The following is an 11,358-nucleotide window of genomic DNA, read 5'->3' as shown; positions in this document are numbered from 1 at the left end:
TGTATTCGCTGGTTTTGTTTATCTAAAAAGCTAAACAAAAACCTTGTCCACAGAAACCTATCAATACATTACTTTAATCTCTTTTGAGGGGTCACTTTCGTCTGGCGAAGAGGGGTCACTTTGCTTTGGCGAACGTGGTCACTTTCAACTGGCAAAGGGGACCTTTTTGATCTGGCCGGATAGGGTCATTTTGGTGTGTTTTATCCAGTATATTTAACAAGCGTTCCGATCTGGTTGAGATGTTCCGCATTAAAGATTACGTAATTACGCAGTCTTTCTTACAGCAGCTTCTTAAAATAATGAATGTCACACTGAAAACGACTGACCCGGAAAATCATTCCGTAGATATGTTCGGCATCCCTGAATCAGACATCATTGATATCATCAGGGAACGGGTACAGCAGGCCAGGCAGGACAATCATATCTATGAAATAAATTAAAATTTGCTTGGAATTTACTAACAGGATTAGTAAATTTAATTATTGAAATCATATGAAAAATTTCATCCACCTGATATTTACCTGTATGGTGTCTTTCTTCGCTTTTTGCGGTGCATTAAGCATGAAGGATAATCCATGGCCTGGATTTGCGGTTGCCTTCGGGATCTGGGGCATATTTTTATGGCGTTACAACGTTCGTACTAAACGTGAAGCGATGAGGCGTTCCTATGAAGAATGGATGTTCCGCGAATATATGCGTGGAAGAAGCAACGGTCACCGATAATTTATCTTTTAATCCCACTGAATCTTAATTGGTAAAGACCGCGATGCAAATTATATAAAGTTAAAACTGAAGCCCCTGCACATAATGCAGGGGCTTTTTTGCTTGAGTAAGATTTGGATTAGCCATTAATATATGTATATTTGCAACCACTTGTTAATTAAAACTGCTTGCTAAGTAATAATGGAAGTGCAAGTTAATCTTAAAGATTATTAATTATGGAAAATCATAGGTCGTTCTGTCCGCTGAATCTGATCGTGGAAATCATTGGAGATAAGTGGAGTCTGCTTATCCTTCGCGATATGATGTTTGAAAATAAGCGTAATTTCAGGCAGCTCCTGCAAATGGAGGAACATATTTCCTCTAATATTTTAACAGATCGAATTAACGTGCTGGAAAGAGAAGGCTTATTAACAAAAGCCGCTGATCCTGATCATAAACAAAAGATCACCTACAGCCTGACCGAAAAAAGCATTGACTTAATGCCTATGCTGATCGAAGCTATGAAATGGAGTGTTAAATATGAAGCAGTGGACCGTGTAAAATATAAACCGGCCGTAGATCTGGTCTCAGCCACCCCAGAATTCCAGCAGGACATGGCTCAGGGCCTCATCAAACAGCATGTTGCGGCGAAACCCGGTAAATAAATAGTACCCGATGAAAATGCCGGCATCATAATCCACGTACCGGCATTTTTATCATTACTTCTGATTAAATGTTGATTGCTCCCTGGCCTGCGGCGATCAGGTAGGCATCTTTCAATGCTTCAGAATAGGTAGGGTGTGCGTAGCTGATGCGATACATATCCTCAGCAGTGACTTCGTATTCCATACCCACTACAGATTGTGCGATCACATCGGCAGCTCTCGGCCCAATAATATGGACACCCAAAACCTCACCATATTGCGGTGATACCAGCACTTTTACAAAGCCATCCGTATCATTTGCCGCTCTCGCACGGCCACTCGCCGAATAAGGGAAACTACCTTTGTTGTAGGCAATTCCCTTAGCTTTCAATTCTTCTTCAGTTGATCCTACAGCCGCCACTTCCGGCCAGGTATAAACTACGCCGGGGATAAGGTCGTAATTAATATGCGGCTTTTGTCCATTGATCACCTCTGTTACAAACACCCCCTCATCCTCCGCTTTATGCGCCAGCATAGCGCCTGCGATAACATCACCGATAGCGTATATGTTCTCTACGTTGGTCCGCAATTGACCATCTACCCTCACCTTGCCGTTTTTTTCTGTTTCCAAGCCTATTGCCTGCAGGTTCAGCCCATCTGTATAAGCCCGTCTGCCGACTGCGACGAGACAGTATTCAGCTGTAATCTCCTGCGCCTTCCCTTCATGATCTTCAAATTTTACCGTTGTGCTATTTCCTGTGTTGGAAGCAGACTGAACCTTACTGCCTAATAAGGACTTAATGCCCAGCTTTGAAAGAGTCTTAAAGAGCGCTTTACCCAGTTCATGATCCATAGTTGGTATGAGTGTATCCGTATATTCGATGATGGTGACCTCCGTACCGATCCGTGCAAAAACCGATGCCATTTCAACTCCTATGACGCCACCGCCGATGATGACCATGGATTTTGGTTGTGCTGGTAGTGATAATGCTTCCGTAGAGGTTATAATCCGGTCTTTATCGATCGTAACTCCCGGAATAGAAGCTGGTTTGGACCCGGTCGCGATGATGAAATATTTGCTTTCCAGCACGGTTTCCTTGCCTCCATTACTTATCTTTAAGTGCGTGCTGTCAATAAAACTCCCCAGTCCTGTATGCACATCGATCTTGTTTTTCTTCATCAAGTAGCTCAGGCCCGAAACATTCGATTTTACCACGCCATCCTTGCGTTTGAGAAATTGCTCAAAATTCAGGTTTAAGCCGTTATTCAGTTCAATACCGTGAAGCTCAAATTCTGTCTTCGCCTTGTGAAAATGCTCTGTGCTGTCCAGTAATGCCTTTGCGGGTATACAGCCGACATTCGTGCAGGTCCCGCCCAGGGTATTGTACTTCTCAACGATCCCAACCTTGTAACCCAGTTGCGATGCGCGGATAGCCGCGGTATATCCCCCGGGACCCGATCCTATTACGATGATATCATATTGATTTTCCATAATTTTTATAAGACTAAATTCAAAAAATATACCAAACGGTACATTGTGACAATATTTCAGTAATGATTTGATTAAACTACTCTTGGACAACTGTTCTATGTTATTGATCTACAATAGTGCCAGATTGCAATAGGCTGATTATAATTAAGTTATTGTAATAGTATAGTGGTTCATGACACGATATTTCGCAATTCAACATAAATATTACTGTATAGGGTTTCCTTTGAGAGCTGTGTAATATAAATGCGAGCGAATTTTGCTTTACAATGACACAGGAACTGAGATTCTTTAAAAATATATAATACCAATTGGTATATTTGCACAATGGAAAGTAACCTATCGAAAGCTGAGCGTACCAGGCAGTTTATCATCGAGACTACGGCGGACATCTTTAATATGAAGGGTTTCGCGGGCACTTCTATGTCTGACATCACTGAAGCAACTAAACTAACCAAAGGCAGCATTTACGGAAATTTTGAAAATAAAGAAGCTGTAGCCCTCGCTGTTTTCGACTATAATTTAAGTAAAGTAAGCAAGGCTATTCAGGACCGGGTAAATAAGGCCGTAAATTACCATGATAAGCTAATTGCCTATGTTGAAGTTTACGACCGTTTCTCAAGAGGTACTTTTCCCAAAGGCGGATGCCCACTGCTGAACACTGCAGTCGACGCTGATGACACCAATAGCTTGCTTAAAGACAAAGCGGCAAAAGCAGTTAACCGGTGGAAGAAAGGACTGCAGGAATATATCAAAGAAGGCATTGCTGCTGGCGAATTTAAGAGTGACACCGATCATAACAGGATTGCACTTTCAATTATTGCACTGATTGAGGGCGGGGTAATGATCTCCAAAGTTACTGACAGCCAGGCCAACCTTGATCAGGTGATGCATACGGCATCACTTATTATCGGGCAAATGAGAATTTAATTTTTTTAACTAATAATATACCAATCGGTATTTTAATTATCTTTTTCCTGACGTTTTATAATCATTGACACACGTACTTTAAAATACCGATTGGTATAAAATATGACTCCATTTCAAAGAAAACTCCTCATCTTTACTGTGATCCTTGCTGCGATCATGGAATTAATAGATACCTCTATTGTTAATGTTGCGCTCTCTTACATGAGCGGTAACCTGGGTGCGACGCTGGAAGATACTTCCTGGGTTATTACCTCTTACGCCATTGCCAATGTGATCATTATTCCCATGACCAGTTTCCTAACCGCTAAACTTGGGCGGCGGAACTATTATATCGGTTCAATTATCATGTTCACATTGTGTTCGCTCATGTGCGGGCAGGCAGAAAGCCTTTGGACCCTGGTATTATTCCGCTTTTTGCAGGGCTTGGGCGGAGGTGCTTTGTTATCGGTATCCCAAGCTGTAGTATTTGAACTGTTCCCTAAAGAAAAACAGGGTATAGCCAGCGCATTATTTGGCGTAGGTGTATTTTTAGGCCCTACGATAGGCCCGACTTTAGGCGGATTTATTACAGAACATATTTCATGGCCGTGGATATTTTATATCAATATCCCGATTGGCATTTTTGCAGCTGTATCCTGCTTCTTTTTACTGACCGAAGCGCCAATCAAGGTTGTTGTCAAGCGAATCGACTGGACCGGAATCGCCTTACTAGCTATTGGTGTAAGCACTTTACAAACCGTTTTAGAAAGAGGAGAAACAGAGGATTGGTTTGAAACTGGTTACATTATCTGGTTTACGGTTATTGCCATTATATCTTTGGTCGCTTTCGTTATCTGGGAGCTCAAGATTGATTATCCTGTGGTAAACCTCAGGGTGCTGAAAAGCAAAACGTTAAGCATCGCTGCTGTACTGACATTTGTCACAGGAATCGGATTATTTACCTCTGTTTTTCTAACGCCGGTAGTTGCACAACGCTTGTTAGGCTTTACACCATCGCAAACTGGTTTGTTATTGTTACCAGGGGCTCTTTTAGCGATCGTGGGGCTGATCATGTCTGGTAAATTACTTCAGTCCGGCGTGCCGGCGGTTGCCATTATTGCAGTTGGTTTCTTTTGTTTTATCTATTTCAATTGGCGGATGGCGCAGATTACATTAGAATCGCCCGCATCAGAAATAACTTTTACCCTCGTATTCCGTGCCTTAGGTCTCGCTTTCCTAACCGTTCCTTTAACAGCATTAGCCATATCATCCCTGGAACCAAAAGATGTGCCCCAGGGTGCTGCATTAAATAATATGATGCGGCAGCTGGGAGGGTCGTTCGGCATCTCTATCATAAATACTTACTCTTTTCAACGCATAGCCTCACACAGGGTTGACCTGATCACGAATATTACCGCAACCAACCCCCGGGTGACTGAAAGGCTCAACGGTTATACGGCTAACTTTCTTAAGCACGGAATAGGCCTGCAGGATGCAAAGCTTAAGGCAATGAAGTTGCTGGATATGACCATTGTCAAGCAATCTACACTAATGAGCTACCTGGACAGTTATATGCTGATCGGATCGCTTTTTGTGCTCGCCCTGCCGCTGTTATTATTTGTGCTGAAAGCTAAAAAGCCGGTTCCCGGACAAATAATCTCGGATCACTAAAATAAATACCCGGTACTATTTGTGAAGCAGCAGATTGCTACCGAAGTAGTACCCGCCTGAGAAGCTTGGGTTTCATCTCAGGACCGGTTGATTTGCGAGATAAAGTAAAGTTTCTCACTAAGTATTTTAATAAGTAACTGGTTCTTAATTATTTATACGGTGGCATCAATTTCGCCGCTGTTGGATTGCCAATACCATAAAGGGGCAGTTCAGTCGACAATATCAGGTAAATTATAAAGCAACGATATACTCCGCTCTTGAAGAACACTTGTGCTGCTGTATGTATGAGCATAAAAATTCCGGTTAGTTACGTGATCAATTATCAAACACGATGAAGATATATTACAATTTTATTATAGCGGGGCTGATGATCATTACTCAGCCATCATTCTCACAGACCATGCTGGATGAATATATCAGGCAAGGGCTGAGCAGTAACCAAAGCATCCAGGAACAAAACTTTGTTTTAGAACGGAATATATATGCCTTGAAAGAAGCTAAAAGCCTGTTCCTGCCAAATGTGGCTTTCAATGCTTCCTACACGAAAGCAGACGGCGGGCGTACGATAGATGTTCCGGCAGGTGATCTTTTAAACAAAGCGTACGCGACCCTAAACACCTTAACCGGAGCAAGCAATTTTCCACAAATACCCAATCAGCGGATTCAGCTTAACCCGGATAATTTTTATGACGCCAAAGTTCGCACCAGTCTCCCTTTACTCAATGCAGAACTTATTTATAATAAACGAATCAAAAACCAGCAGGTTGGCCTGCAGAGAACGGAAATATTGCTCTATAAACGGGAACTTGTTAAGGATATCAAAAAAGCATACTATCAGTTGGCTAAAGCAGAAAATGCCATCAGCATATACGGGAATTCATTAAAGCTGGTTAAAGAAAATAACCGGATTAATAAGGCGCTCTACAAAAATGACAAAGCCAATAGAACTGCAGTCATCCGGAGTGAAAATGAAATAGCCAGGATCACCGCCCAGTTGATCACTGCCGAGCAAAATAAAAAATCGGCCCGTTCTTATTTCAATTTTTTAATCAATAAGCCTTTAACCGACAGCGTTCAGCTGGAACCCAATACAATCCTGCCGGGTAGGGAATCGTCGGACACATCTGTTAACCGTCGTGAAGAACTCTCAAAGATCAGACAGGCGATTGCAATTAACACAAACGTGGAAGGATTGGCCAGGGCGTATAATATCCCTAAAATAAACACTTTCTTGGACGTCGGATCCCAGGCTTTTGATTTTAAGTTTAACGGCGATAGCAGGTATTACCTCTTCGGTTTATCGCTCGAATGGAACCTCTTTGGTTCAGGGAGATACTCCTATAAACGTAAACAGGCTGAATCCGCACACCGAAGTTTGCTTGCAGAGAGCGCCTACGTCGAAACGCAACTAAGAAATCAGCTGAATGTTGCAAAAAACGATTTTCAAAGTACTGTCGCGCAATATGATGCTGCGCAATCCCAACTGAAAACAGCGGATCTTTATTACCGGGATGAACTTCGGCTTTACAAAGCGGGCGAAGCCATTTATATTGAATTACTGGATGCCCAAAACCAGTTGATTAACGCACAATTAGACGCCAATAACGCCCTTTTCGATGCCTGGATCAGGTATGCAGATATCGAACGTGCAACGGCAAGCTTCAACTTAAATTAATTAAAATATACATGATGAAATCATACTTAACCCCGATGTTCTTGCTGAGCTTCTTATTGTCGCTAACCGCCTGCAAGCATAAATCCAAAGACCTGGAAAAGTCTATTAACACCGACCTGATACCAGTAACAGTTGTTGACATTACTTCTATAAAAAGCAGCGCTGAAATTTCAGCCACCGGCTTGGTCTCTACTGAAAATGAAGCAAAATACGCCTTTAAGATCGGCGGAATCATCGCATCTGTCTTAGTGGAAGAAGGTCAGTTCTTTAAGAAAGGTAAGTTGCTGGCAACCTTAAATAACACGGAAATTGGTGCAGGGCTTGATCAGGCCCGGTTAAACGTCGATAAAGCCAAAAGAGATTATGACCGTACGGTTAATCTTTACAAAGATAGCGTAAACACCCTGGAGCAGATGCAGGATGCTAAAACCAGGTTAGACCTGGCCATTCGCTCCCGTGACGCTGTCGCGTTCAATGCGCAATATTCCAAGATTTATGCCACTAGCGATGGTTTTGTGAGCAAAAAAATCGGCAATGTAGGGGAAGTCATAGCGCCTGGTTCTCCGGTTCTTGAAATCAATCAGACAGATGGCAATAACGAGTATTTGCTGAAGGTGGGTGTGACGGACAAGGAATGGGTAATGATCGCGATGGGGCAGCAGGCCCAGGTTACATTGGACGGTTATCCGGGCGATACGCTGAAGGCGAATGTTTTCCGGAAATCTCAGATTGCTGGTAATGGTGACGGTGCTTTTCAAATTGAACTGAAGTTGCAAGCAAAGAATTACAAACCGGCTATAGGCATGTTTGGTAAAGCCATAATTGCTGTAAAAGAACAAACAACAAGCACACTTATTCCTTACGACGCACTGATTGAGGCAGACGGAAATAAGGCCTTCGTGTTTACCGTAACGAGTAATGGCCGTGTTAAACGGATACCGATCATTATCGAGAGATTTAACAACAAGGATGTTTATGTTAAAAGTGGATTAGAAAACATCCAAAAAATTATCATATCCAACAGTGCTTTTTTAAATGAGCAGTCTCAGATCAAAATCATAAAATAAGCCAGATATGAAAATCACCAATTACGCGGTAAAAAATTACCAGTTTACGCTGATCATGTTTGCTATGGTTGCGGCTGTTGGATTAGCAACACTTTTTACAATGCCACGTGCAGAGGACCCGGCGCTTCATCCGCCCTCTTATGTCGTTACCGTCATTTACCCGGGAATCAGTCCAAAAGAAATGGAAGAAACCGTGGTTAAGCCCCTCGAAAAAAAGATCTACCAGCTGGACAACATTGCCAAAATCCTGACGACCATAAAAAACGGGCTGGCCGTGTTAACTATCGATTTTAAATATGGAGTCGATGTCGAAAATAAATACCAGGAGCTGTCTACTGAAGTAAATGCGCTGAAAGGTACCGAGCTGCCCAAAGATATCTATTCCATACAGGTTAAAAAGGTCAATTCCAGTGATGTAAATGTGTTGCAGATCGCGTTGGTTTCGCAAAATGCTTCTGCAAAAGTTATCCGCAATTACGCTGATGAGCTGAAAACGCGTTTGGAAAAGATCACTGAGCTGAAGAATGTGTACTATTACGGCGTTCCGGAACAAGAAATCCGGGTTGATCTCCAACTGGATAAAATCGCCAGGTTAAAAATCCCGATCGCCGCAGTTACAGGAAGTATGCAGAGCGAAGGCGCTGACATTTCCGGTGGAAATTTGAATATGGGAGTTAAATCCTTCAACGTTAAAACCAGCGGAAAATACAGGGATGCGGACGACGTTGCCAATACCGTAGTTTACAGCAATGATGGTAAAATCACCTATCTGAAAGATATTGCCGAAGTTGGTTATAAGAATGAAGTAGAAGTACATTATACACGGCTGAATGGCTTGCGCTGCGTTTTGGTAAGTGCGGCCATGAAGGAAAACCTGAATATTGCCAGCGTTGAAAAAAAATACTTGCCGGTTCTATCAGCATATGAGAAGACACTTCCCCTGAACATTAAAATGGTCAAAAATTTCGACCAGGGTAAGATGGTATCAAACCGCCTTAATAAATTAGGAATTGACTTTGCCATTGCGATCCTGTTGGTGCTGGTCACTCTGCTTCCACTTGGAACCCGTTCCTCGATTATTGTGATGATAACGATACCTGTTAGTTTGGCTTTAGGACTGATTATACTTAATGCGTTCGGTTATTCGCTCAACCAGCTGAGCATCGTCGGCCTGGTTGTGGCACTTGGATTACTGGTTGATGATAGCATTGTTGTAGTGGAAAACATCGAAAGATGGCTGAGAGAGGGCCATTCCCGATCCGAGGCAGTTTTAAAAGGTACCGCACAGATTGGTGAAGCAGTATTGGGCTGTACCGCAACCCTTATCGTTGCCTTCCTGCCTTTGGCGTTTTTACCGGACAAAGCGGGTGAGTTCGTCCGGAGTTTGCCCATCGCTATTATGTCCAGCGTATTTGCTTCACTGATCGTGGCGCTGACGCTGGTCCCATTTTTAGCCTCCCGCATCCTTTTAAAACCTAAGCATGAACATGGCAACGTGTTTTTAAGGGTGCTTCAAAAGTTTATTAATTTTTACGGTGGGATTATGACCCACGCACTGCACAGGCCGGTCTTGACTGCTTTAATAGCGCTGGGAATCAGCGTGTCGGCAATCGCATTATTCCCCCTTGTAGGCTTTAAACTATTTCCGGCTTCCGAAAAAGCCATGTTCCTGGTAAACCTGAATATGCCGCTGCAGACCAATCTTTCCGAAAGTGACCGGATCACCCGGAAAGTTGAAGCAGTATTAAAAACCTATCCGGAAATTAAATACTTTACAAGTAACGTCGGTAAGGGTAACCCGCAGATCTACTATAACATCCGTCAGCAGGACGAGCTTTCGGATTTTGCCCAGATCCTGGTTCAAATGGATGATGAAGCGAGGCCATCGGAAAAATTACTTTTAATCGAACGCCTTCGTAAAAAACTCACGGATTTTCCCTATGCTAAAGTAGAAGTCAAAGATTTTGAGCAGGGACCGCCAATTGAGGCACCCTTATCTATCAGAATCTTTGGGGATAATCTCGACTCCATTCGGGCAATCTCTTTCCGGGTGGAAAAAATACTGCGCGCAAATCCCGGAGCAACCTATGTCAACAACGAATTGAACGTTTATAATACCGACATACGGGTGTCTGTTAACAGAGATAAAGCGAGATCGCTCGGGATTCAGACCGGGGACGTAGATAGGACCGTCAGACTGGCCGTTGCAGGTCTGGAAGTTGCCCAGTATACCGACGAAAAAGGTGATAACCGGAGGGTGGTGATCAATGCTCCATTCCAAAAATTTGCTACAATCGACGCTTTTCATAATTTGTTCGTTAATTCCTCAAAAGGAACACCCGTTGCGCTTAGTCAGATCGCTGCTGTCAATTTTGAAACATCACCTACAGCGATCAATCACTTTAATAAAAGCCGGTTTGCCAAGGTAAATGCTTTTACGAGGGAAGGCGTTCTAGCTAACAATATATTGAAAGATGTGGTGCCAAAGATTGAGGCGCTCAAAATGCCGGAGGGGTATTACTATAAACTTTCAGGCGAAGCCGAATCTCAGGGCGATTCTCTCGGTGGCAACTTTATTTCCGTTATTATCATGAGCTCTTTCCTGTTCGTAGCCGTACTCATCCTGCAGTTTAAAAATTTCAGGGGAATCCTTATTGTGCTATCTGTTATTCCACTTGGTCTTGTCGGTGGCATCGTACTCCTTTACCTGACCGGGAACCACATGGGGATTGTAACGATCATCGGGTTTATTGGCTTGTCTGGCATCGAAGTAAAAAACTCGCTATTGTTGGTTGATTTTACTAACCAGCTCCGTAAGGAAGGTATGCCGCTTGAAGAAGCGATCATACATGCCGGCGAAACCAGGTTCCTGCCAGTAGTGCTTACCTCCCTGACAGCGATCTTCGGATTAATCCCTATAGCGCTTAACCCAAACCCTAACATATCGCCATTGGCTGTTGTTTTAATTGGCGGGCTAATTACATCAACCCTGTTATCAAGAATTCTAACACCGGTGATGTATAAACTGATACCCCCGTCAATTGAAGTTAACAACAGGGAGGAACCAAATAGCTGATACCATCGGTTATAGCAGGGTGATTAATCAGCGTTGCCGGTTAATCACCTCTTTTTAAAACTGTGCCACAGGAGGATGTTGCGTTTTTGAATTGCGCGCACTGTGCATAGGCGAATATTTGATTA

At 43.1% G+C, this 11,358-nt stretch carries 9 protein-coding genes; 8 read left to right on the top strand and 1 reads right to left on the bottom strand.

Annotated elements, in window-relative coordinates:
• Positions 1 to 179 precede the first annotated feature (179 nt).
• From AC1DUD_RS28445 to AC1DUD_RS28435, 3 genes are all read left to right on the top strand, one after another.
• A complete protein-coding gene (locus AC1DUD_RS28445) occupies positions 180 to 440 on the top strand; it encodes a PH domain-containing protein (protein ID WP_477380847.1) in 261 nt (86 codons plus the stop codon).
• A 52-nt stretch (positions 441 to 492) separates the two neighbouring features.
• Positions 493 to 723 carry a hypothetical protein gene (locus AC1DUD_RS28440; protein WP_454801343.1) on the top strand — a complete coding sequence of 77 codons (231 nt, stop codon included), beginning with the start codon at positions 493 to 495 and terminating at the stop codon, positions 721 to 723.
• A gap of 215 nt (positions 724 to 938) precedes the next feature.
• A complete protein-coding gene (locus tag AC1DUD_RS28435; protein WP_454801342.1) occupies positions 939 to 1,367 on the top strand; it encodes a winged helix-turn-helix transcriptional regulator in 429 nt (142 codons plus the stop codon).
• Between the two features lie 64 nt (positions 1,368 to 1,431).
• Here AC1DUD_RS28435 and lpdA read toward each other — a convergent pair whose 3' ends face one another.
• A complete protein-coding gene (gene lpdA / locus AC1DUD_RS28430; RefSeq protein WP_477380844.1) occupies positions 1,432 to 2,838 on the bottom strand; it encodes a dihydrolipoyl dehydrogenase in 1,407 nt (468 codons plus the stop codon).
• Positions 2,839 to 3,162: 324 nt separating this feature from the next.
• Here lpdA and AC1DUD_RS28425 point away from each other — a divergent pair, with 324 nt between their 5' ends.
• From AC1DUD_RS28425 to AC1DUD_RS28405, 5 genes are all read left to right on the top strand, one after another.
• Positions 3,163 to 3,765: a TetR/AcrR family transcriptional regulator gene (locus AC1DUD_RS28425; protein WP_454801340.1), complete on the top strand. Its 603-nt coding sequence runs from the start codon at positions 3,163 to 3,165 to the stop codon at positions 3,763 to 3,765.
• A gap of 102 nt (positions 3,766 to 3,867) precedes the next feature.
• Positions 3,868 to 5,415 carry a DHA2 family efflux MFS transporter permease subunit gene (locus AC1DUD_RS28420; protein WP_477380842.1) on the top strand — a complete coding sequence of 516 codons (1,548 nt, stop codon included), beginning with the start codon at positions 3,868 to 3,870 and terminating at the stop codon, positions 5,413 to 5,415.
• A 331-nt stretch (positions 5,416 to 5,746) separates the two neighbouring features.
• Positions 5,747 to 7,090 carry a TolC family protein gene (locus AC1DUD_RS28415; protein WP_477380840.1) on the top strand — a complete coding sequence of 448 codons (1,344 nt, stop codon included), beginning with the start codon at positions 5,747 to 5,749 and terminating at the stop codon, positions 7,088 to 7,090.
• An 11-nt stretch (positions 7,091 to 7,101) separates the two neighbouring features.
• Entirely contained in the window at positions 7,102 to 8,157 is a 1,056-nt protein-coding gene (locus AC1DUD_RS28410; RefSeq protein ID WP_477380838.1) for an efflux RND transporter periplasmic adaptor subunit, read from the top strand.
• 7 nt (positions 8,158 to 8,164) lie between these two features.
• Positions 8,165 to 11,233, top strand: coding sequence for an efflux RND transporter permease subunit (locus tag AC1DUD_RS28405; RefSeq protein ID WP_477380836.1), 3,069 nt, complete (start codon positions 8,165 to 8,167; stop codon positions 11,231 to 11,233).
• Positions 11,234 to 11,358 lie beyond the last annotated feature (125 nt).

Source organism: Mucilaginibacter sp. P4_A11, from assembly GCF_056402535.1.
The sequence above is the reverse complement of the archived record's forward strand: the minus strand, read 5'-3'. Positions and strand labels throughout refer to the sequence as shown.

Coding starts and splice junctions, on each gene's coding strand:
- AC1DUD_RS28440 (WP_454801343.1), top strand. CDS start 493: ATGAAAAATTTCATCCACCTGATATTTACCTGTATGGTGTCTTTCTTC.
- AC1DUD_RS28435 (WP_454801342.1), top strand. CDS start 939: ATGGAAAATCATAGGTCGTTCTGTCCGCTGAATCTGATCGTGGAAATC.
- lpdA (WP_477380844.1), bottom strand. CDS start 2,838: ATGGAAAATCAATATGATATCATCGTAATAGGATCGGGTCCCGGGGGA.
- AC1DUD_RS28425 (WP_454801340.1), top strand. CDS start 3,163: ATGGAAAGTAACCTATCGAAAGCTGAGCGTACCAGGCAGTTTATCATC.
- AC1DUD_RS28420 (WP_477380842.1), top strand. CDS start 3,868: ATGACTCCATTTCAAAGAAAACTCCTCATCTTTACTGTGATCCTTGCT.
- AC1DUD_RS28415 (WP_477380840.1), top strand. CDS start 5,747: ATGAAGATATATTACAATTTTATTATAGCGGGGCTGATGATCATTACT.
- AC1DUD_RS28410 (WP_477380838.1), top strand. CDS start 7,102: ATGATGAAATCATACTTAACCCCGATGTTCTTGCTGAGCTTCTTATTG.
- AC1DUD_RS28405 (WP_477380836.1), top strand. CDS start 8,165: ATGAAAATCACCAATTACGCGGTAAAAAATTACCAGTTTACGCTGATC.